Origin of the sequence: Rhizobium quercicola (genome assembly GCF_021168455.1) — a bacterium.
Lineage (GTDB): Bacteria > Pseudomonadota > Alphaproteobacteria > Rhizobiales > Rhizobiaceae > Ferranicluibacter > Ferranicluibacter quercicola.
Genome location: NZ_JAJOZR010000002.1, coordinates 96,660 through 120,277, shown reverse-complemented (window position 1 = coordinate 120,277; position 23,618 = coordinate 96,660). Strand labels below are relative to the sequence as shown.

General features: G+C 65.9%; 14 protein-coding genes. 11 read left to right on the top strand and 3 right to left on the bottom strand.

Features of this window, described 5'->3' with window-relative positions; translation table 11 throughout:
• Positions 1–155: 155 nt before the first annotated feature.
• The 6 genes from LRX75_RS04035 (at position 156) to phnN (ending at position 5,708) form a co-directional block, all read left to right on the top strand.
• Positions 156–1,076, top strand: a complete 921-nt coding sequence (locus tag LRX75_RS04035) for a DMT family transporter (protein ID WP_231812147.1) — start codon at positions 156–158, stop codon at positions 1,074–1,076.
• 175 nt (positions 1,077–1,251) lie between these two features.
• Complete coding sequence (gene fba / locus LRX75_RS04030; RefSeq protein WP_231812145.1) at positions 1,252–2,298, top strand: class II fructose-bisphosphate aldolase; 1,047 nt, start codon at positions 1,252–1,254, stop codon at positions 2,296–2,298.
• A gap of 101 nt (positions 2,299–2,399) precedes the next feature.
• Complete coding sequence (locus LRX75_RS04025) at positions 2,400–2,894, top strand: gluconokinase (protein WP_231812459.1); 495 nt, start codon at positions 2,400–2,402, stop codon at positions 2,892–2,894.
• A 376-nt stretch (positions 2,895–3,270) separates the two neighbouring features.
• Positions 3,271–3,978, top strand: a complete 708-nt coding sequence (locus LRX75_RS04020) for a DUF1045 domain-containing protein (RefSeq protein WP_231812141.1) — start codon at positions 3,271–3,273, stop codon at positions 3,976–3,978.
• Entirely contained in the window at positions 3,979–5,121 is a 1,143-nt protein-coding gene (locus LRX75_RS04015; protein WP_231812139.1) for an alpha-D-ribose 1-methylphosphonate 5-triphosphate diphosphatase, read from the top strand.
• Positions 5,118–5,708, top strand: coding sequence for a phosphonate metabolism protein/1,5-bisphosphokinase (PRPP-forming) PhnN (gene phnN, locus LRX75_RS04010; RefSeq protein WP_231812137.1), 591 nt, complete (start codon positions 5,118–5,120; stop codon positions 5,706–5,708). Before LRX75_RS04015 ends, phnN begins: the two co-directional genes overlap by 4 nt.
• 43 nt (positions 5,709–5,751) lie before the next feature.
• Here the strand turns inward: phnN and amaB are convergent, their stop codons facing one another.
• From amaB to hglS, 3 genes are read right to left on the bottom strand one after another with little or no spacing between them, the layout of a single operon-like run.
• On the bottom strand, positions 5,752–7,287 hold the full coding sequence (gene amaB / locus LRX75_RS04005) for an L-piperidine-6-carboxylate dehydrogenase (protein ID WP_231812135.1): 1,536 nt from the start codon (positions 7,285–7,287) through the stop codon (positions 5,752–5,754).
• A 21-nt stretch (positions 7,288–7,308) separates the two neighbouring features.
• The gene (locus LRX75_RS04000; RefSeq protein ID WP_420851152.1) at positions 7,309–8,727 is read right to left on the bottom strand and encodes an FAD-binding oxidoreductase; all 1,419 of its coding nucleotides are present in this window, start codon (positions 8,725–8,727) and stop codon (positions 7,309–7,311) included.
• Positions 8,728–8,741: 14 nt separating this feature from the next.
• Entirely contained in the window at positions 8,742–10,175 is a 1,434-nt protein-coding gene (hglS, locus tag LRX75_RS03995) for a 2-oxoadipate dioxygenase/decarboxylase HglS (protein ID WP_231812131.1), read from the bottom strand.
• Between the two features lie 126 nt (positions 10,176–10,301).
• On the opposite strand from hglS, the gene LRX75_RS03990 reads away from it, so the two are divergent.
• From LRX75_RS03990 to LRX75_RS03970, 5 genes are all read left to right on the top strand, one after another.
• Positions 10,302–11,195 (top strand): LysR substrate-binding domain-containing protein, encoded by an 894-nt coding sequence (locus LRX75_RS03990; protein ID WP_231812129.1) that lies wholly within the window; start codon positions 10,302–10,304, stop codon positions 11,193–11,195.
• Between the two features lie 423 nt (positions 11,196–11,618).
• A complete protein-coding gene (locus tag LRX75_RS03985; protein ID WP_231812127.1) occupies positions 11,619–20,207 on the top strand; it encodes a glycoside hydrolase family 94 protein in 8,589 nt (2,862 codons plus the stop codon).
• A 202-nt stretch (positions 20,208–20,409) separates the two neighbouring features.
• Complete coding sequence (locus tag LRX75_RS03980; RefSeq protein ID WP_231812457.1) at positions 20,410–21,528, top strand: OpgC family protein; 1,119 nt, start codon at positions 20,410–20,412, stop codon at positions 21,526–21,528.
• Positions 21,529–21,641: 113 nt separating this feature from the next.
• Positions 21,642–22,754, top strand: a complete 1,113-nt coding sequence (gene leuB, locus LRX75_RS03975) for a 3-isopropylmalate dehydrogenase (protein WP_231812125.1) — start codon at positions 21,642–21,644, stop codon at positions 22,752–22,754.
• Between the two features lie 131 nt (positions 22,755–22,885).
• Complete coding sequence (locus tag LRX75_RS03970; protein ID WP_231812123.1) at positions 22,886–23,584, top strand: phosphatase PAP2 family protein; 699 nt, start codon at positions 22,886–22,888, stop codon at positions 23,582–23,584.
• The last annotated feature ends 34 nt before the right edge of the window (positions 23,585–23,618 follow it).

Below are 23,618 nucleotides of genomic sequence, written 5' to 3'. Positions count from 1 at the left end.
GGCGAACTCATTTCCTTTTGTCATGAATCCATCGCTGGCCGGCACTGGATCGCACCCGGTTTCTATGGCAACAGACAGGGCCTCTTGCCGCGCCTGATCGGGCGGGCATCGGCCCCTTTCCCGATTTTTGCCCCGATCGCGCCGAGCACCCCGCCATGCCGTCCACCGTCTCTGCGAAACCGTCCGCGCTTCAGAAAGGTTCGGCCAGCCTCGGCATTACCTTCATGCTCCTCGGCATGCTGATGTTCTCGCTGAACGACACGATCGGCAAATGGCTGGTCGAGACCTATCCGGTCCTGCAATTGATGGCGATCCGCAGCGTTGCAGCCCTTCTCGTGCTGCTGCCGCTCGTGCTCAGGCGCGGCATCATGACGGTGGTGCGCGTCGAGCGCCCCGGGCTGCAGGCCCTGCGGGCGCTGCTCTTTGCCATCGACGCGACCGCCTTCTACTTCGCCGTCGGGTACATGCCGCTGGCCGACGCGATGATCTACTGGCTTGCAGCCCCGATCTATGTCGCGGCGCTCTCGCCCTTCCTGCTTGGCGAGCATGTCGGCTGGCGGCGCTGGACCGCCATCCTCATCGGCTTTGCCGGCGTCATCATCGCGCTCGATCCCTCGCGCGAAAGCCTGTCCCTGCCCGCCCTCGTCGCGCTTTTCGGCAGCGCCTGCTTTGCTTTCGCCATCATGCTCGGTCGTACGCTGCGCACCACGCCGGATACGACGCTGGTCGTCTGGCAGTTCGTCGGCTCGCTGATCTTCTCGCTCCTCGGCGTCGCCGTCATGCCCGGCAGCTGGAAGCCGCTCGATCCCGCGACGATCCTGCTTCCGGCCCTTCTCGGCGTGGTCGCCATGCTCGCCCATGTTCTCGTCAGCCGCTCGCTGAAACTTGCGGATGCCGCCACCGTCGTTCCCCTGCAATACACGCTGCTCTTCTGGGCGGCGGTCTTCGGCTGGATCTTTTTCGACGATACGCCCCGCCCGACCGTCGTCATCGGCGCCGCCCTCATCGTGGCGTCCGGGCTCTTCATCTTTTTCCGTGAGCAAAAGCTAAAGAAAATCAAGCCGTCCGAGGAATAGCGGCAGGATCGGCCGTTCTTCGTTGCCAAAGCAGTTGCGATCCTTATGCTGGTCAACCAGACAGAGATCCGGCGGTAGTCGCTCCGAGGGCACGGCGACGTCACCTGGGGAACCCGCCCGGAGCACGGAAAAAAGCTGCCGCAAACAGTGCGGCCGGCACAATGGGAGAGTGGGAATGGGACTGATCAGCCTTCGGCAATTGCTGGATCATGCGGCCGAAAACGACTATGCGGTGCCGGCTTTCAACGTGAACAACCTGGAATATGTCCAGGCGGTCATGCGGGCGGCGGACAAGACCGACAGCCCCGTCATCCTTCAGGCCAGCCGCGGTGCGCGGGCCTATGCCGGCGACGGCTTTCTGCGCCACCTGATCCTCGGTGCGGCCGAGGAATATCCGCACATCCCGATCTGCCTTCATCTCGATCACGGCGACCAGCCCTCCACCTGTATCTCCGCCATCACCAACGGTTTCACCTCCGTCATGATGGACGGCTCGCTGCTGGCCGACGGCAAGACGGTGGCCAGCTATGAATACAACGTCGCGGTTACGTCCGAAGTCGTGAAGATCGCGCATGCGGCCGGCGTTTCGGTCGAAGGCGAGCTTGGTTGTCTCGGCAATCTGGAGACGGGCGCCGGCGACAAGGAAGACGGCCACGGCTTCGAGGGCAAGCTGACGCGCGAGGAGCTGCTGACCGACCCCGAACAGGCGCTCGACTTCGTCAGCAAGACCGGCGTCGATGCGCTGGCTGTCGCCATCGGCACCAGCCACGGCGCCTACAAGTTCACCCGCGCGCCGGATGGCGACATCCTGTCGATCGAGACGATCGAGAAGATCCACAAGGCCCTGCCCAACACCCACCTCGTCATGCACGGCTCCTCAACGGTGCCGCAGGATCTGCAGGACCTCTTCACCGCCTATGGCGGCGAGATGACCCAGACCTGGGGCGTGCCCGTATCGGAAATCCAGCGCGGCATTCCCTTCGGCGTGCGCAAGGTCAATATCGACACCGACCTGCGTCTGGCGATGACCGGAACGATCCGCAAGTGCTTCAAGGAGAAGCCCGAGAATTTCGACCCGCGCAGCTACCTGAAGCCTGCGACAGCCTTGATGACCGAGGTTTGCCTCGAGCGTTTCGAGGCCTTCCGGACCGCCGGCAAGGCATCGTCGATCCGCATCCGGCGCATGGCCGATATGGCGGCCTCCTACGCGAAGACGGCCTGATCCACGTGCCGGACACCGATCGCAAAACCGGGGGGCCCTCCGCCCCCCGCACCGCTTCGCCGGCGGCACCCGCCGATCACCTGCCCGCACCCGTCGTGGTCATGGGCGTCAGCGGCTGTGGCAAAAGCTCCGTCGGCGAGGCCATCGCGGAGGCCTTCTCGACCGATTTCATCGAGGGCGACGCCCTGCACCCGCCGGAAAACATCGCCAAGATGTCGGCCGGCACGCCGCTGACCGACGAGGACCGCTGGCCGTGGCTCGACGCCGTCGGCAAGGCCCTGCGGACGGGATCCGCGGACGGCCATGCTGTCGTGGTCTCCTGCTCCGCGTTGAAGAAGGCCTACCGCGACCACCTGCGCAAGGCGGCAGGCGGCAGACTCGCCTTCGTCTTCCTCACGGGCGCAAGGGCGGTGCTCGAATCCCGCATGGGACACCGCACCGGCCATTTCATGCCTACCTCTCTGCTCGACAGCCAGTTCAGAACGCTGGAGCCGCCGACGGGCGAAGACCTCGTCGTCACCGTCGATATCGACCGCCCGCTCGACGCCGTGATTGCCGCCGCGCTGGAAGGCCTTGCCGATCTGCCGACCGGGTGAGAGTCCTCCCGCGGGATCTCCCGGTCCGGGCACCCGATCTGCGTCATGTTCGACGCAATCCGCTCCTGCCGGCAGCAAAGCGCATGCACCCCGTGACATCGACGGCGAAAGCGCTTTAAGGACGTTCGGTCGGATGGCATCCGTGACTCTCCGACGCGCGCGGGAGCGAGAAATGCGACCGATGGCGATCTGAACGGGAAGCGCGGGCGATGTCATGACCGCGTCACATGAGAATGACACGCGTGCCGCACATGCCGGCGAAGAGCCACATCCGCTTCGACACGCGTCTCCGATGCTCGCACGAAGCGGAACTGCAACGACCGCCAGGGCCTTGCCGAACGCGCAGGGCCCGAAGGCGGCCAGGATCGAGGATGCGATGCGCTACGCCCTTTACTTCACCCCGCCGAAAGACGATGCCCTGACGCTGGCCGCCGCGGCCTGGCTGTCGCGCGACGCCTTTCTCGATGGCCGGGTGCCGACACCCGAGGTGCCCGGCTTCACGACGGAGGAGCTCGGCGCGCTGACGGCGGAGCCGCGGCGCTACGGCTTCCACGCCACGCTGAAGGCACCCTTTGCGCTTGCGCCCGGCCGCACGGAAGCCGAGCTGCTGGCGGCGCTTGACGAGTTCTCCGCCGAATGCGCGCCCTTCGAGATCCCGTCCCTGACGCTCGGGCAGCTCGGCCCCTTCTTCGCCCTCGTTCCCGGTGCCCCCTGCGAGGCGCTCTCGCGCTTTGCCGCGGAGACCGTGCGCCGGTTCGAGCCCTTTCGTGCGGCCCTGTCGGCGGAAGACATCGCGCGCCGGAAGCCGGAGACGCTGCCGCCTGCGCAGCGGGAGAATCTTGAAAACTGGGGCTATCCTTATGTTTTCGACGAATTCCGCTTTCACATGACGCTGACGGATGCCGTTTCGCAGGAACGGCGACCGGCCGTGCGGGCAGCGCTCGAAGAAGCCTTTGCCGGCTTCCTCGGAAAGCCGTTGCCCGTGACCGCACTCGCGCTCTTCGTCGAGCCGAAGCGCGGCAGCCCCTTTACCGTCCACTCGCTGATGCCGCTGGGCGATGCCGCGATCGAAGGAGACAGATGAATGGCCGTCGAGCAGATCTTCACCAATGCCAGCATCGTCCTGCCGGACGAGATCGTAAAGGGCTCCGTGCTCGTTCGCGACGGGCGGATCGCCGATATCTCGAGCGGCTCGCTTCACAGCGGCGAGGATTTCGAGGGCGACTATCTCATTCCCGGTCTCGTCGAGCTGCACACCGATCACCTGGAAACGCATTATGCCCCACGCCCGGGCCTGCGCTGGATGAAGATCGCGGCAATTCAGGCCCACGATGCGCAGATCGTCACCTCCGGCATCACCACGGTGTTCGATTGCCTGCGCATGGGCTCGGCGGAAGGTGACGACGGCTTTGCCACCGGCGAGATGCGCGCCATGGCCGATGCGCTGGCGGAGGCCGAGCGGGAAAATCGCCTGCGCGCCGACCACCGCATCCACCTGCGCTGCGAGGTCTCGACCGACAACGTGCTCGACCAGTTTGACGCCTTCCGCGACGATGCGAAGGTGGGCCTCGTCTCGCTCATGGATCACGCGCCCGGCCAGCGCCAGTTCCAGACGATGGATCAGTACATCCTCTATTACAAGATCAAGCGCGGCCTCTCGGACGAGGCCTTCGCGCTCTATGTCGAGAAACAGCTGGCGCTGTCGGAGCGCAACTCGGCCCGCCATCGCATGGCGCTCGCCGATATCTGCGCTGCCCGCGGCATCCCGATCGCCAGCCATGACGATGCGACCGCGGCCCATGTCGAGGAATCGATCGATCTCGGCGTCAAGCTGGCCGAGTTCCCGACCAGCCTGGAGGCCGCCGATCTCTCGCACAGGGCTGGTCTCAGTGTTCTGATGGGCGCGCCGAACGTCGTGCGCGGCGGCTCGCATTCCGGCAATATCGCCGCCCGCGACCTCGCCGAACGCGGCGTCCTCGACGTGCTCTCGTCCGACTACGTGCCCTTCAGCCTCATCCACGCCCCCTTCCTGCTGGCCGACGCCATCGACGGCTTCGGCCTGGCAAAAGCGATCGCGCTCGTCAGCGACAATCCCGCCCGCACGGTCGGTCTCGAGGATCGGGGACGGATCGCGGTCGGCCGCCGTGCCGACCTCGTGCGTGTCGAGCGACCGAGCGGCGTGCCGATCGTCCGCTCCGTCTGGCGCAACGGGCGGCGTGTCGCATGACCCCGGATCACCCGACGGGCGGCACCGGCTCCATGATCGTCGTCGTCGGCCCGAGCGGCGCCGGCAAGGACAGCGTCATCGCCTACGCCATGACCCGGCTGAAGGCCCGATCGGCCGAGGTCGAGCTCGTCCGCCGCGTGATCACGCGCGCGCAGGATGCCGGTGGAGAGGATCACGAGGCGGTCTCGCCGGAGGATTTTCGCGCCCGTGCCGAACAGGGTGCCTTCGCCGTGCAGTGGGAGGCCCACGGCCTTTGCTATGGCATCCCGGTGGCGTGCCACGCGAGGCTCGCGGAGGGGCGCACGCTGGTCGCCAATGGCAGCCGCGCCGTGCTCGACGGTTTCCGGACTGCGTTCCCGCGCGTGGCGGTCGTGAATATCGTGGCGTCGCCCGAGGTCATCGCGGCACGGCTGATCGCGCGCGCCCGGGAGAGCGAAGCCGACATCCGCCAGAGGCTTGCCCGCCAGGTCCCCGACATCGAGAGCGATCCGCACCTGACCACCATCGACAATAGCGGTCCGCTGGAAGAGGCCGGCGAACGCTTCGCAGCTTTCGTGCTGTCGCTGGCAAGAGCCGAAGCCAGTTAGCAGACGAATGAGGGCGGCAGATGCGCCCCCATTCCTCGTGGTCCTATTCGATGTCGAACGACACGCCCTGCGCCAGCGGCAGCGCCTTGGAATAGTTCACCGTGTTGGTCGCCCGGCGCATATAGGCCTTCCAGGCATCCGAACCGGATTCGCGACCGCCGCCGGTTTCCTTCTCGCCACCGAACGCACCGCCGATCTCGGCACCGGACGTGCCGATATTGACGTTGGCGATGCCGCAATCCGAGCCGTCGGCCGACAGGAACCGCTCGGATTCCTGCAGGTCGCGGGTGAAGATCGACGAGGAAAGGCCGGCGGCCACGGCGTTGTGGGCGGCGATCGCCGCGTCGAAGTCGCTGTATTTCATGACGTAGAGGATCGGCGCGAAGGTTTCCTCCAGCACCGGCCCTGCCTGGTCCGGCATTTCGACCAGCGCCGGCTTCACATAATAGGCCTCGGCATGGCCAAGATCGACGCGCTCGCCGCCCGTCACACGGCCGCCATGGGCCTTGGCCTCCTCAAGCGCCTTCTGCATGCCCTCATAGGCCGGGCGATCGACCAGCGGGCCGACGAGGGCGGTGCTTTCGAGCGGATTGCCGACGGAAACGCTGCCATAGGCCTTCTTCAGCCGCGGCAGCAGCGCATCATACACGCTGTCATGCACGAACAGGCGGCGCAGCGTGGTGCAGCGCTGGCCGGCCGTGCCCATGGCGCCGAAGGCGATGGCGCGCAACGCCATGTCGAGATCCGCCGACGGGCAGACGATGCCGCCATTGTTGCCGCCAAGCTCCAGAATGCCCCGCGCGAAGCGCTTGGCAAGCCGCGGACCGACATCGCGGCCCATGCGCGTGGAGCCCGTGGCTGAAACGAGCGGCACTTTGGGATGATCGACCAGAACCTCGCCGATCCCCCGATCGCCGATCAGCACGGATGACAGACCGGACGGTGCGTCCTCGCCGAAGCGCTTGATGGCCTTTTCCAGAACGGCCTGGCAGGCCAGCGCCGTCAGCGGCGTCTTTTCCGAAGGCTTCCAGACCACGGCATTGCCGCAGACGAAGGCGAGCGCCGCGTTCCAGGCCCAGACGGCGACCGGGAAGTTGAAGGCCGAGATGACGCCGATGACGCCGAGCGGATGCCAGGTCTCCATCATCCGGTGGCCGGGACGCTCGGTCGCGATGGTCAGGCCGTAGAGCTGGCGGGAGAGGCCGACGGCGAAATCGCAGATGTCGATCATCTCCTGCACTTCGCCGAGCCCCTCCGACGGGATCTTGCCGGCTTCCAGCGAAACGAGACGGCCGAGATCGGCCTTGTGCGCCCGCAGCTCCTCGCCGAGCAGGCGGACCAGTTCGCCACGACGCGGCGCGGGGATCAGGCGCCAGGCCTTGAAGGCCTCGTGCGCGGTCTCGATGCGGGCGCCGGTCTCGTCGGCCGAGATGGTCTTCAGACGGGCGATCTCCTGGCCGGTCACCGGCGAGAAGGACGCCATGTCGCCGCCGGTGTGAAGGGCGGGATCGACGCCGAGAAGGCCGAGCAGCCGGCCGGTTTCTGCAACGACGTCGAGCGGCTTATGGGCGATGTTCATGGGGTCAACTCCTGAAAGGGATCAGCCGAAGCGGACGGTGCCGAGACCGCCGGGCGAGGTGAGGGTAAGAAGGCCGCAGGCCATGTCCTTGATCGTCTGCGGCGTATAGAGATCGTAATACTGCTGGTTCTTGCGGCCTATGGCGTGTTCGGCGCTGAAGCTGCCGGCGAAATCCTCGACGACAACGGCATAGACCCAGTCGCGCAGCGCCGTTTCCAGCGAGCCATCGGCAAGCCCGTCCGCGTCGCGCGGGAAGACGATGTTGAGATGGACGCCGCCATCGCCGACATGGCCGAAATCGCAGATCCGGCCCTGCGGGAAGCGCTCCGGCATGTCGTGCTTCATCCGCTCGCAGAACGCCATGATATCGCCGCGCCGGAAGGCGACGTCGAAGGCGATGAGGCGGCCGGACTGCTTGACGCCTTCCGACAGAGCGTGCCGCAACGCCCACATCTCGTGCGCCGGACCGATGAAGGCATCGGCCAGCGGCGCCGCTTCGGTCTCGAAGATCTCGGCCAGCACCGATTCGAGCAGGTCGCCGAGCGGCTCCTCGCTCTCGCGCGCCTGCCACGTCCGGCTGACCTCGGCGAGAATCACATAGTCCGGGATCTCGCCGTTCTGGAACGGATTGCGAAGCGACGGCACATGGTCGAGCGCCGCCGCGATGGCATTGCGGGACATGCCTTCGAAGGCCGACAGCGTCGTGCCGAGCCGCTCTTCCATCAACCGCAGCAGCGGCATCACGGCCTCGGGCCCCGCCGGTACCAGATAGGCCGTCGCAGTCTGCAGCGGCAGGCGCTCCAGATTGAGCACGCAACGGGTGACGACGCCGAACGCGCCGGAGGTGCCGATGAAGAGCTGCTTCCAGTCCACGCCGGTATTGTTCTTGCGCAGCGCCTGTCCGAATTCGAGGATCGTGCCCTCGTCGTTGGCCAGAACGACCGTCAGCCCCAGCACGTTGCGCCGGACATCGCCATATTTCAGAAAGCGGGAGCCGCCGGTATTGGTGGCGATCATGCCGCCGAGACGCGGATCGGCCCCGAGGTCGATCGGAAAGAACAGGCCGGACGCCTCCAGCCGCCGGTTGACGTCCGACAGCAACAGGCCCGCATCGGCCTCCAGCGAGCGGTTGTCTTCATCGAGCGCGAAATGCCCGGTCATCCGGTCGAGGCTGAGCACAATCTGTCCGCCCGCCGCGTCCGGCGTCGAGCCGGAGACGAGGCCGGTATTGCCCGACTGCGGCACGACGGCGAGGCCGTGGCGCACGCAATAGGAGAGGACGGCGGACACCTCCTGCGTGGTCTGCGGCCGCACGACGGCGAGCGCCCGGCCCGCATCGTAGCGCGCGCCGGTCTCGTAGGCCGCCATGTCGCCGGCTTGAGACACGAAGCCGCGTTCGCCCACCAGCGCCGTCAGCGCCTGCGCGTGCTCCTGCCCGATGACGACGCGAGCGCTCACTCGGCCGCCTCGACGCGCGATGTCGCCTGCCCCGGGGCACGCACTGTCGCCTGCCCCGATGTGCCGGACAGGCAGGCCGCGATCGACGCCGCTTCGATCGCAGCGTAATGGTCGAATTCGTTGAGAACCGCCTGCCCGAGATCGGCCTCGAACTGCTGCTGGCTGGGGCTCGCGGAGAAATCCTGCGCGGCGGCATCGCCGAGGTTCGACTGGAAGATGCCGGCCGCACTCACGGGCAGGAAATCCTCGTAGACGACCGGGTCGAACCGCACGCGCCCGTCACGCAGCATCGTCTCGATGTCGCCTGCGGTCTCGGCATCGCGGCCCGCCTCCGTCAGGCTGTAGGTGAAATAGCCGAGCCCCTGCGCGCGAAGACCGTCCCAGCTGTCCGGAAAGTCCCGGAACGCCTCCGCCAGCGCCTGCTCGTAGGCCACGGCATTGGAACCGTCGGCGGCGGGTCGCACCTGTTTGCGCGACCGGTCGAGCAGCGCATCGTAAAGCGCCCGGCCTTTCGGGGTCAGGGCGATGCCGCGCTGCTCGATCTCGCCGAAGCGGGCGGTGTGCGACCCCGCCACCCAGGCGCCGGTCTCGTCCTCGAAGGACACCGGCTCGTCCAGCGCCTTGAACGAGGTCTGGCGAAGCAGGATCGGGCAGGCCCGCGTCGGCGGACCTTCGATGACGGCCTTGGGCGCAATGCCCTTGTCCGGCATGCGCGCCTGCACCGCATCGATGTCGAGCGTGCGCGGCGTCAGATGGTTGATGTGCGGTCCCTTGAAGGAGACGACGTCGGCGATCAGGCGATGGGCGTCGTGCAGCCGCTTGTAGAGGCCGGCATCGACGATCGCCTTGTCATGCCAGCGGAACGTCTCCAGCACCGCCTCGACGAAGGCGGCGGCGTCTTGGGCATCGAGCCCGCCCTCGGCCTCGGCCTTTTCCGTCAGCGCGACGGCGGCAGGGGTGAAGATCGCACGCGTCTCCAGCACGCGCTCGGCCTCCGCCCGCAGGTCCGCATCGTCGATCAGGTCGAGACGCAGCAGCGACGTGAAGACGCGGAAGGGGTTGCGGCTGAGAGCGCTGGCACCGACCGGACGGAACGCCGTGGAATGAACCGGCACGCCGGCCGTGCTGAGGTCGTAATAGCCGACCGGAAACATGCCCATGACCGCGAAGACGCGGCGCATCATCGACAATTCCGCAGGCGTGCCGAGCCGGATGGCGCCGTGCCGCTCCTGCGAAATCCGGTCCAGCGCGTCGGTTTCGGCAAGCCGCTCGGCAAGATCGGGCGCGGCTGCGAGCACCTGCGCGTTCACCTCGGCCACGAGATCCATCAGCGTGCCATAGGCCGGCACTTCCGCCCGGTACATGGCCGACATGGCGGCGGAAAAGGCGGAGCGGATATCGTCGTTCTGAACGAAGGTCGTCTCGGTCATGGCAGCTTGCCTCGCGATATGGCGTCACGATAGGATGTGTCGCGCTGATCATTCTGGTTTCGTATGATACTACCCCGAAATGCGCTTTGATTGCGACTGTTTTGACTATGATCATGCGGGGGTGGAATGAAGTTGAGCCGAAGACTGGTGCCCGACATTGCCACGCTGCAGGCGTTCGAATGCGCCGCACGCCATGGCAGCTTCACGCAGGCCGCAGCCGAACTGAGCCTGACCCAGAGCGCCGTCAGCCGCCAGATCAAGGACCTCGAGGGCCAGCTCGGCGTGCTCCTCTTCGAGCGCATCCGCCAGCGCGTCATCCTGTCGGATGCGGGGCAGAAGTTCCTGCCCGAGGTGCGCCGCCTGCTGCGCCAGTCGGAGGAGCTGATGGTGCGGGCCATGGGCGCGGCCCGCTCCGACAATGCCCTGTCGATCGCGACGCTGCCGACCTTCGGCAGCCGGTGGCTGACGCCGCGCCTGTCGGATTTTCTCCGCCTTTACCCCGACACGATCCTCAACATCGCCGCGCGGTCCCAGCCGTTCGATTTCGGCGAGGAGAACTTCGATCTCGCCATTCACTATGGTCAGCCGGTCTGGGCGCATGCGACCTGCGACTATCTGTGCAGCGAGGTCATTGTGCCCGTGGCCAGCGCAGCCCTCCTGGCACGCCACGCGGCCTCCGAACCGGCCAAGCTCGCCGGCGCGCCGCTGCTGCACCTCGCGACCCGGCCGAAAATGTGGGCGGAATGGTTCGAGGCAAACGGCACGGCGGCCGACAGCGCCTATCGCGGCAGCCGGTTCGACCAGTTCGCCATGGTGATCGAAGCGGCGATCGCGGGCCTCGGCTTTGCCCTTCTGCCGCGCTATCTCATCGAGCACGAGCTGGAAATCGGCCGCCTGGTCGTGGTGTTCGACCGGCCGATGAAGACCGAGAACAGCTATTACCTCGTCGTGCCCGAGGGCAAGATGGAGAACCGGGCAGGCCTTGCCTTCCGCGACTGGATCATGGGTCAGGTGACATGAGACAGCCCGAGGCGACGCTCACGGAACAAAAGCGTGCAAGCTGCGTTTTCGCGCAGAGAGAACTGCCATGCTTTCGCTTTGAGCCCGGGAGGTGGCGGCCATCGAATGTCATCCGAAAACAGCTGTGACGACGCCCCGCCTTCCCCTGCTGCCCACCCTGTGTCCGGCCGGGCCGAAGCTGCGCTTTGCCTTGCAAGCGCACCGGCATCCCGCTAGAAAACAAAGCCTTTATTTCAGATGCCTCACATCCGATCGGCGATCCCGCGCGTCGGCCGCCATCACGGTGCGTTCCGGAGGCGGTTCACTGCAAACGATGCCGGCGCCGTGAAAGCGCCCGATTGAGAGGCCACGCCTCACGCCGACCGACTGCGCCCCGTGCAGTCGCCTTCTCTTAACTCAACGGTTGGATCCAGAACCCGCTCCATGGCCCTGCAAGACACACACACGACCTCGCCGCGCGAAGCCCAGCCCGCCCTTCTCGACACCAACGACTCGATCCGTTCGACCTATTTCACGAACGAGGAACTTCGGGCCGCAGGTGCGGCACTGGCACGAGACGGCGCGACGACCCTGCCGAGCTTCTTCCCGTTCGAGTTTCACCAGCGTCACCGCGAGAACGAAGGCGAGATCTTCCGGGTCTACAAGATCACGGCCGCCGACGTGGAAGCCGGCGCCACCATCACGCCGGCGGCGGAATGGCTGCTCGACAACCACTATGTCGTGGAAGAAGCAATCCAGGAGGTCCGGCGCGACTTCCCTCGCAGGTTCTACCGCCAGCTGCCCACCATTCCGGTTGCCGGCACGTCCATTCCGCGCACCATGGCGCTGGCCTGGCTCTACACGGCTCACACCCATTCCACCGTCTCGCGCGAAAGCCTGACCGCCATGGTCGAGGGCTTCCATGAGCATGCCACCTTCAAGATCGGCGAACTCTGGGCCCTTCCCTCCATCCTGCGCTTCATCCTGATCGAAAACCTGCGCCGCATCGCCATCCGTGTCGAGCGCTCGCGCGCCATGCGCCACAAGGCCAACGATGTCGCCGACCAGATCGTCCGCCTGAGCGATCCGGACAAATCGGCCGACCTTCTGAAGGACTACGAAGGCCTGACGGCCGACAATTCCTTCGTCGCCCAGCTTCTCTATCGCCTGCGCGACGGTTCGCAGAGCGGCCGTGTCGTCATCGCCTGGCTCGAGGAACAGCTGGAAAAGCGCGGCAGCGACGTCGAGGAGGCACTGGTCGCCGAGCAGAACCGCCTGTCGTCCGGCAATGCGACGATGAGCAACATCATCCGCTCGCTGCGCGAAATCGACGACAATGACTGGGCCGTCTGGTTCGAAAGCGTCAGCAAGCTCGATGCCGAGCTGCGCGAGCACTCCGATTACATGGCGCTCGATTTCGGCTCCCGCAACAAGTACCGCACGACGATCGAACGCCTGGCCAAGCGCTCCGGCCTCACCGAGCTCGAGGTCACCCAGCGCGCCATCGCCATGGCGGCCGAAGGGCAGAACATCGTGCCGATCCGCCCGGCCGCCGGCGGCACGGTGCCGGAAACCGGAATCGAGACCGGGATCGAAACAGGTGCCGAGACCAGTGATGTCGATATCCCGACGCCGGCCAACAATGTCGGCGATTTCCTGGTCGGCAACCGGACGGAAGCCTTCGAGGAGGCGATCGGCTACCGCCCGACACCCGTCCAGTCGGTGGTGCGCACCGCGCGCCGCATGGGCTGGCTCGCCATCGCTCTGCCCAACATCATCCTCACGATCCTCGCCATCGTGCTCGTCTATGATTTCATCAGCCCGATGGACATGCCGACGGGCGCCAAGCTGATCATCCTGCTGCTCTTCGCCCTGCCGGCTTCAGAAGGTGCCGCCGGCCTCTTCAACACGGTCGTGACCTTCTTCCTCACCCCGTCGCGGCTCGTCGGATACGAGTTCCTCTCCGGTGTTCCCGAGGACGCGCGCACGCTGGTCGTCGTTCCCTGCCTGATCTCCAAGCGCGATAACGTGGACGAACTCGTCCGCAATATCGAGGTCCACTACCTCGCAAACCCCAAGGGCGAGATCTACTTCGCGCTGGTCAGCGACTGGGCCGACAGCCAGACCGAGGAAACCGCCGCAGACCTCGACGTCCTCGACTATGCCAAGGGCGAGATCGCGACGCTGTCCAAGCGCTACGCCCATGACGGCCGCACCCGTTTCTACCTGCTGCACCGTCGCCGCCTCTACAACGAGGGCGAAGGCGCCTGGATGGGCTGGGAGCGCAAGCGCGGCAAGCTGCATGAGCTGAACCTGCTTCTGCGCGGCGACCGCGACACGACCTTCATCTCCGGTGCCGACAAGGTGCCCGAGAACGTCCAGTACGTCATGACGCTCGACAGCGACACGCGCCTGATGCGCGATGCGGTCACCAAGCTCGTCGGCAAGATGTACCATCCCATCAACCGCCCCGTGATCGATGCCAAGAACCAGAAGATCCTGTCGGGCTACTCGATCCTGCAGCCGCGCGTGACCCCGTCGCTGACGACCGGCAGCGAAGCCTCGTCCTTCCAGCGCATCTTCTCGGCCAATCGCGGCATCGACCCCTATGTCTTCACCGTCTCCGACGTCTATCAGGACATCGTTTCGGAAGGCACCTTCACCGGCAAGGGCCTCTACCATGTCGACGCCTTCGAAGCGGCGATCAAGGGCCGCATCGACGAGAACGCCGTTCTCAGCCATGACCTTCTCGAAGGATCGTTCGCGCGCTGCGCGCTGGTGACCGACGTCGAACTCGTCGAGGACTTCCCGATCCGCTACGAGGTCGAGACGTCGCGCCAGCATCGCTGGGCGCGTGGCGACTGGCAGCTCCTGCCCTACATCTTCAATCCGTCCAACGGCCTCTCCATGCTCAGCCGCTGGAAGATGTACGACAATCTGCGCCGCTCGCTCATTCCCGTCGCCTGGCTGATCGCCTCCGTGCTCGGCTGGTACTACATGGAGCCGACGCAGGCGCTGATCTGGCAGGTCGTGCTGATCTTCTCGCTCTTCGTTGCCCCCACCCTGTCGCTCATCTCCGGCCTGATGCCGCGCCGCAACGATATCGTCGCCCGTGCGCATTTCCACGCCGTTCTCTCCGAGATCAGCGCCGCCAACGCACAGGTCGCGCTGCGCATCGTCTTCATCGCCCACTCCGCCGGCATGATGGTGGATGCGATCGCGCGGGCCGTCTACCGCACCTTCGTCAGCGGCAAGCTGATGCTGGAATGGCGCACGGCCGCCCAGGTCCAGAGCAGTGCCACCGGCTCCGTGCTCGACTACTACCGCACCATGTGGATTGCCCCGGTCATCGCCGTGGTGTCGCTCGGACTGGCCGCCGTCTCGGCCACCGGCCTGCCCTTCATCGGCATCCCCTTCGCCGTGCTCTGGGCACTCTCCCCGGCCATCGCCTGGCTCGTCAGCCAGTCGGCCGAGACCGAAGACCAGCTCGACGTTTCCGACGAGGTGAAGGCCGAATTCCGCAAGATCGCGCGCCGGACCTGGCGCTTCTACGAGGATTTCGTCACCGCCGAGCAGCACTTCCTGCCGCCGGACAATTTCCAGGAGATCCCGCATCCGATCCTCGCGGAGCGGACGTCGCCGACCAATATCGGCGTCTACCTGCTCTCCGTCATGTCGGCCCGCGACTTCGGCTGGATCGGTTTCGAGGAAACCATCCGCCGTCTCGAGGAAACCGTCGCGACCGTGGACGCCCTGCCGAAATATCGCGGCCACCTGTTCAACTGGTACACGACGAACCGCCTGGAAACGATGGAGCCGAAATACATCTCGGCCGTCGATAGCGGCAACCTTGCCGGCCACCTCATTGCCGTCTCCTCCATGTGCCGCGAATGGGCCGAAGCCCCGTCCGCGCACGTGCAGGGCAGCCTCGACGGCATCGGCGACGTGGTGTCGATCCTTGCCGAAATGCTGGCGGCCCTGCCCGACGACCGCAAGACCGTCCGTCCGCTGCGCCGCCGTATCGAAGAACGCCTGATCGGCTTCCAGAGCGCGCTGCAGGCGGTCAAGCGCGAGCATGAATTCGCCTCGATCCGCGTCATCAACCTTTCGGTCCTCGCCCGCGACATCCAGAAGCTGTCGCTGAACCTCGACCACGAGGTGAAAAGCGGTGCCAGCGGCGAAGTCGTCAAGTGGGCGGGCCTTCTGGTCCAGACCTGCGAGGCGCACATCGCCGACAGCGTCTTCGACCTCGGCGCCATCGACGCGCTGCGCCAGCGCCTCATCGTGCTGCGCGACCGCAGCCGCGACATCGCCTTCTCGATGGACTTCACGTTCCTCTTCCGCAAGGAACGCCGCCTGCTGTCGATCGGCTACCGCGTCAACAGCGGCGAGCTCGACGAAGCCTGCTACGACCTTCTCGCCTCGGAATGCCGTCTGACCAGCCTGTTTGCGATCGCCAAGGGCGACCTGCCGACGGAGCACTGGTACAAGCTCGGCCGTCCTGTCGTGCCGATCGGCGCGCGCGGCGCGCTGGTCTCCTGGTCCGGCTCGATGTTCGAATATCTGATGCCGCCGCTCGTCATGCAGGAACGTCAGGGCGGTATTCTCAACCAGACGAACAATCTGATCGTGCGCGAGCAGATGAACCACGGTCGTCGCCTCGGCACGCCGTGGGGCATCTCGGAAGCCGCCTTCAACGCACGCGACCATGAACTGACCTACCAGTACACCAACTTCGGCGTGCCCTCGCTCGGCCTGAAGCGCGGTCTCGGCCAGAATGCCGTCATCGCACCCTATGCGTCGATTCTGGCGAGCATGTACGACCCGAAGGCGGCGCTTTCCAACCTCGACCGCCTGCGCGGCTTCGGCGCGCTCGGCATGTACGGCTTCTACGACTCGGTCGACTTCACGCCGACCCGCGTTCCCGAAGGCAAGACCTGCGCGGTCGTGCGCAACTACTATGCGCACCACCATGGCATGTCGATTGCCGCCGTCGCCAACGTGGTCTTCAATGGCCGCCTGCGCGAGTGGTTCCACGCCGATCCGGTCATCGAGGCCGCCGAACTCCTGCTGCAGGAAAAGGCGCCGCGCGACATCCCGATCATGAACGCCAAGCGCGAGCCGGAAGCGCTCGGCAAGGGCCAGGAAGACCTGCTGCGCCCCGAGGTCCGCGTCGTGAAGAACCCGCTCGCCAAGGACCGCGAGACCGTGTTCCTCTCGAACGGCCATTACGCGATCATGCTGACCGCCGTCGGCTCGGGCTATTCCCGCTGGAATGGCCAGACCGTCGTGCGCTGGAAGCCGGATCCGGTCGAGGACCGCACCGGCACCTTCATCTTCCTGCGCGACACCGAGACCGGCGACTGGTGGTCGGCCACATCAGAGCCGCGCCGTGCGGAAGGCGAGCGGGCAACGACCCGCTTCGGCGACGACAAGGCCGAGTTCATCAAGATCGTCGGCGACCTCACCAGCGAGGTCGAGGTCATCGTCGCGACGGAGCACGATGCCGAAGGCCGGCGCGTGACGCTGGTCAACACCGGCTCGGAGGACCGCTTCATCGAAGTGACCTCCTATGCCGAACCGGTGCTGACGACGGACGACACGGACAACGCCCATCCGCTCTTTGCCAAGATGTTCGTAAAGACGGAAATCGACGCCAAGGGCGATCTCATCCGCGTGACGCGCAACAAGCGCGCGCCGGGCGAGCCCGACATGCAGGTCGCGCATCTGATCGTCGACAACGCCGGCACCGACCGTCCGACGGAGGTCGAGACCGATCGCCGCCGCTTCATCGGCGAAGGCCGCACGCTGGCGGAAGCCCGCGCCTTCGACGGCGATGTCAGCCTTTCCGGCACCTCGGGCTTCACGCTCGATCCGGTCATGGCGCTTCGCCGCACCGTCCGCGTGCCGGCCGGCAAGAAGGTGAGCGTCATCTTCTGGACGATCGCGGCACCCAACCGCACGGATATCGACCGCGCCGTCGAGCGCTACCGGCATCCCGACAGCTTCAGCCATGAAATGATCCATGCCTGGACGCGCAGCCAGGTGCAGATGCGCCATGTCGGCGTGACCTCGCAGGAAGCCGCAAGCTTCCAGATCCTCGGCCGTTACCTCGTCTATCCCGACATGCAGCTGCGCGCGGACACGGCGACGGTGCGCGCCGGTCTCGGTCCGCAGTCGGCGCTCTGGCCTCTGGCGATCTCCGGCGACTTCCCGATCTTCACCGTCCGCATCAACGACGATGTCGATATGGGCATCGCGCGCGAAGCGCTGCGCGCGCAGGAATATATGCGCGCCCGCGGCGTGACCGCCGACCTGGTCATCATCAACGAGCGTGCCGCCTCCTACGCCCAGGACATGCAGCACGCGATCGACAGCATGTGCGAGAACCTGCGCCTGCGCGGCCAGTCCGATGGTGCGCGCCAGCACGTCTTCGCCGTCCGCCGCGACATCATGGAAGCCGAGACCTGGGCGGCGCTGCTGTCGGCCTCCCGCGCGGTCTTCCACGCCCGCAACGGCAAGATCTCCGACCAGATGGCCCGTGCCGAAGCGCTCTACTCCACGCCGAGCATCAAGAAGGACAAGCCCGCAACCGGCTCCGTGCCGCTGCTGGCCGCCCCGATCGTTACCGACGTCGTGCCTGCAGTCATCTCCGGCGACGGTCTCGACTTTTGGAACGGCTATGGCGGCTTCTCCGCCGACGGCCGCGAATATGTCACGCGTCTGCGCGGCGGCGAGGCGACGCCGCATCCGTGGATCAATGTCATCTCCAACGATATCTTCGGCTTCCACGTCTCGGCCGAAGGCTCGGCCTTCACCTGGAGCCGCAATTCGCGCGACTACCAGCTGACGTCCTGGACCAACGATCCGGTCGGCAACCGGCCCGGAGAAGCGATCTTCATCAAGGACATGACCAGCGGCTCGGTCGTGACGCCCTACGGCGCACTGTCGCGCCGCAAGGACGTGACCTTCGAGACCCGTCACGGTCTCGGCGTCTCCACCTTCTCGAGCGTCCAGGACGGTCTGACGGTGGAAGCCACGCAAACCGTGCATCGCACGCTGCCCGTCAAATACACCCGCCTGCGCCTGACGAACGGCGCCGGCGAAGCCCGTCGCCTGCGTCTCTACGGCTATGTCGAATGGGTGCTCGGCAACAACCGCGCCCGCACCGCACCCTTCGTCGTCAGCCATTATGACGAGGTCGCGGGCATGATGGCGGCGACCAACCCCTACAGCATCGACTATGCGGGCCGGACAGCCTACCTCGCCGTCAGCGAGACCCCGGCAAGTTTCACCGCCAGCCGCCGGGAGTTCCTCGGCCGCACGGGTGGCATCCTGGCACCGCAGGCCGTGGTCGACGGCGCCGTTCTCACCGGCAGCTCCGATATCGACGGCGATGCCTGCGCGGCACTCTCGCTCGACGTCACCCTGAAGCCGGGCGAAACGCGCGATCTCGTCTTCTACATGGGCGACAGCGACAACCGGGCCCAGGCGCTCGAACATCTGGAAGCCGCCAAGGCCGACACGTTCGAGACGGTCCTCGCAGCCTCGACCGCCTTCTGGGAAGACTTCACCGGCGTTCTGGAAATCGAGACCCCGGACAAGGCGTTCAACAACCTCGTCAACCGCTGGCTCCCCTATCAGAGCCTCGGATGCCGGATTCTCGCCCGCTCGGCTTTCTATCAGGCAAGCGGCGCCTTCGGCTTCCGCGACCAGCTGCAGGACACGCTGGCCTTCATCGTGCACCGCCCGGAGCTGGCGCGGACGCAGATCCTCAACGCGGCCGCCCGCCAGTTTGCGGAAGGCGACGTGCTGCATTGGTGGCTGCCGGGCTCCGGCGCCGGCGTGCGCACGTTGATCTCCGACGATGTCGTCTGGCTCGGCCACGCCACGCAGCATTACTGCGAGGTCACCGGCACGACGGACATTCTGGACGAGACCGTTCCCTTCATCGAAGGGGCGGCGCTCGCGCCCGGCCAGCACGACAGATTCTTCCAGCCGAAGGTCTCGGAAACCACCGCAAGCCTCTACGAGCACTGCGCCCGGGCCCTCGACCTCGCCATCCAGCGGACCGGTGAAAACGGCCTACCGCTGATCCTCGGCGGCGACTGGAACGACGGCATGAACCGTGTCGGCATCGATGGTCGCGGCACCAGTGTCTGGCTCGGCTGGTTCCTTGCTTCCACCCTGCGCGCCTTCACGGGTATTGCAGAGGCGCGCGGCGACGCCGCCCGCGTCACCGCCTGGACCGCCCATCTCGAGAGCCTCAAGCAGGCGCTGGAGACGGCAGGCTGGGACGGCACGCACTACCGCCGCGGCTACTATGACGACGGCACGCCGCTCGGCTCGGCCTCATCCGACGAATGCCGCATCGACTCGATTGCCCAGTCCTGGAGCGTGCTCTCGGGCGAAGGCGATCCGGCCCGCGCCACGCAGGCCATGGATGCGGTGCTTTCAGAGCTTGCCGATGACGAACACCGGCTGATCCGCCTGTTCACGCCGCCGCTCTCCGGCACCGAGCAGGATCCGGGCTACATCAAGGCCTATCCGCCCGGCGTGCGTGAAAACGGCGGGCAGTACACCCACGCGGCCACTTGGGTCGTTCTGGCGCTTGCCCGCCTGAAGCGCGGCGACGATGCGTGGAAGGCGTTCCAGATGCTGAACCCGGTGACCCACGCGCTGAACCGCGAAGACGCCAATGTCTACCGGGTCGAGCCCTATGTCGTGGCCGCCGACGTCTACGGCCATGGCGACCTGACCGGCCGTGGCGGCTGGACCTGGTACACCGGCTCGGCCGCCTGGCTCTACCGCGTTGCCGTGGAAGGCATTCTCGGCCTGCGCAAGGAGGGCGAACGCCTGATCGTCGATCCCGCCCTTCCCTCGGAGTGGCAGGGCTTCAAGGCCCGGCTGACGATCGACGGCAAGGTGCACGAGATCGCCGTGGCCAGAAGCGGCGGCGACGATAATGGTGCGTTTGAAGTTACAGTAGATACGACTGTCACAAAAAACGCGCATGATGGCGTTTTGCTCTAGCCACCAATGGCAGACCGGCCCGGTCGAACCCGGGCCGGTCTGCAACGAAGCCTGAACGATATCGGCGAGGTTGAGGGGCTGGGGCGCCAAGATCCGCATGAGACCCCGAATGCTTCAAGACACGCCTCCGGTGCTGCGCACCGCCCCTCCGGCCCTGTTGCAGCCCTTGCTGCAGCCGGTGTCCGCATCGACACCCGGTGTCATGCCCTCCCGGACGCCCGTTCCGGGCGAACGCGATACCCGGCTGGATACCTACAGGGCCATCTGCCTGCTGATGATCTTCATCAACCATGTACCGGGCCAGTATCTCGAATACGTCACGACCAAGAATTTCGGCTTCTCCGATTCGGCGGAAGCCTTCGTGCTGATCTCGGGTCTCTCGGCCGGCCTTGCCTATGGCCGGAAGTTCCTGCCCGGCAACCGGCTGGCGCTCAGCCTGCGCATCTGGCGGCGTGCCTTCACGCTCTACATCGCCCACATCATGTCGAGCATCATCACGCTCGCGATCTTCGCCGGCGGCGCGCTCTACTTCCACCGGCAGGATCTCATCGGCGAGATCAACATCCGCCCCATGGTCGACAATACCGAGCAGGGCGTGGTCGCGATGGTGCTGCTCGGCCACCAGTTCGGCTACAACAACATCCTCTCCATGTATGCCGTGGTGTTCCTCATGCTGCCCGGCATGCTCCTCCTGCAGACGATCAGCCCGACGCTCCTCATCGGAATCTCGGCACTGGCCTGGCTCCTCGCCGGCCTCTTCCATATCGTGCCGATCAATTTCCTCGACCATAACTACTGGTTCCTGAACCCGTTTTCCTGGCAGTTCCTGTTCGCCATCGGCCTTGTCGCCATGATGCGCGCCCGCAAGGGCATCCAGCTGCCGCGCCACCCGGCCCTCGTGTCGGTCGCAGCGCTCTATGTCGGCGTTTCCTTTGCCTGGGTGCTGTTCTCCTGGTGGTCGATCGATTTCTCCCACGGCCTGCCGGCCGTCCTCACCGGCTTCGACAAGACCTTCCTGTCGCTGACCCGCCTCCTGCACGTCCTCGCGCTCGGCTATCTCCTGGCCGTCACCCCGGTCTTCAACCGGCTGTCGCGTCTGCGCCTCGATCATCCCCTGGTCATGATCGGTCGCCACTCTCTGCCGGTCTTCATCTTCGGGACGATCCTCGCGATGATCGGCCAGGTGCTGCTGTTCGTGACGGGCAAGGATCCGCTGATCGGCACGCTGTTTGTGGTGGTCGGCATCGCGCTGCATTTCGCCTATGCCCGCTATCTCGACTGGCTCGGCGGCCTTGCCACGGCTGCACCGCTCAAAACCTGACATGAGAGGTCTTATTCTTGCCGGAACGGCATTTTCCTGCCGGACGACATGCGGTAAGGAACCCGCAATTCGTTCTATCCCCGCACTGCAGATCAAAGCCATGGGAGGCCTTCTTGTCCACGCGCACACTTTTCCTTCTGCCGGGTGACGGCATCGGTCCGGAAGCCATGGCCGAGGTCGTCAAGATCATCGACCACATGAACACGGACGCCGCCGCCGGTTTCGTCACGGACACGGGTCTCGTCGGCGGTTCGGCCTACGACGCCCATGGCGCCGCCATCTCGGATGCCGACATGGCGAAGGCCATGGCAGCCGACGCCGTGCTGTTCGGCGCCGTCGGCGGCCCGAAGTGGGACGACGTGCCCTACGAAGCACGCCCCGAAGCCGGCCTCCTGCGCCTGCGCAAGGACATGCAGCTGTTTGCCAACCTGCGCCCCGCCATCTGCTATCCCGCGCTCTCGGCTGCATCGTCGCTGAAGCCCGAGCTGGTCGAAGGCCTCGACATCCTCATCGTGCGCGAGCTGACGGGCGGCGTCTATTTCGGCGAGCCGAAGGAGATCATCGACCTCGGCAATGGCCAGAAGCGCGGCATCGACACGCAGGTCTACGACACCTACGAGATCGAGCGCATCGCCGGCGTCGCCTTCGAGCTCGCCCGCACCCGCTCCAACCGCGTCTGCTCCATGGAAAAGCGCAATGTCATGAAGTCGGGCGTTCTGTGGAACCAGGTCGTCACCGCGACCCACAAGGACAAATATTCCGACGTGCAGCTGGACCACATGCTGGCCGATGCCGGCGGTATGCAGCTGGTGCGCCAGCCCAAGCAGTTCGACGTCATCGTCACCGACAACCTGTTCGGCGACATGCTGTCGGACGTCGCCTCCATGCTCACCGGCTCGCTCGGCATGCTGCCCTCCGCCTCTCTCGGTGCGCCCGACGCGACGACCGGCAAGCGCAAGGCGATGTACGAGCCGGTTCACGGCTCGGCTCCCGACATTGCCGGCCGCGGCATCGCCAACCCGATTGCGATGATCGCGTCGTTCGCCATGTGCCTGCGCTACTCGTTCAACATGATCGCGGAAGCCAACCGTCTGGAAAAGGCGATCGCCAACGTGCTCGACCAGGGCATCCGCACGGGCGATATCATGGCCCCCGGCGCCCGCCAGGTCGGCACCACCGAGATGGGCGACGCCATTCTGGCCGAGTTCAAGGCGCTGGCGGCCTGAAATCTGTCGGCAGACACGTCGAATGCCCCGGCTCCCGGCGGAGACCGGGGCATTTTCGTGTCCGGTGGTTGACTTCAGCGAAAGCGAAAACAGTTTTCGCGGGATCGACCAGACGGAAAAGAAGGAACATCATGAACAGGCCGATCTCCTCCTCCGTCTGGCTGCTGCTGAGCGCCATCCTTCTGGTCGCGGCACTCGTGCCATTCGATCCGCGCCTGTCGCAATCGGCGCAGGCGCTGCCGGAGCCTTTCGTCGCCTTCAATGCACGCATCACGGATTTCGGCACCTTCGCCTGGATGATCTACGGCTCCGCGGCGCTGGTGATCATCGCCTACATCCTCGCGCGCGTCGTCAGCAGCCACGGCCTTGCCGAGAAGGCGAGGGCGGCGCGGCGCCTGTCGCTCTACTTCCTCGTGACCATCGGCACGGCGAGCGCCGTGGTCCATATCCTCAAATTCTTCATCGGCCGCGCCCGGCCGGAGGCCTTTTCCGATCTCGGCGCCTATAGCCTGACGCCGTTTGCCTCCGACTGGCTGTTCCAGAGCTTCCCCTCGGGTCATTCGGCAGCCGTCGGCTCCTTCTTCGGGGCCTTCGCCATGCTGGCCCCGCGCCTGCGGATCCTCTTTGCGCTCGGCGCCCTCACCATCGGCGTCACCCGGGTGGTGGTCGGCGCGCATTATCCGAGCGACGTCGCCGCCGGCTTGCTCGTCGGTCTCTGGAGCGCCCTGATGATCGCCTTCCTCTTTGCCCGGCAGAACTGGGTCTTCCGGCTCGACGAAAAGGGCTGGCCACGACCGAAGACCCAGTTTCCGACCCCTGAAAACGTCTGACGAAAAACCCGGCGAGCAAGCCCGCCGGGTTGAT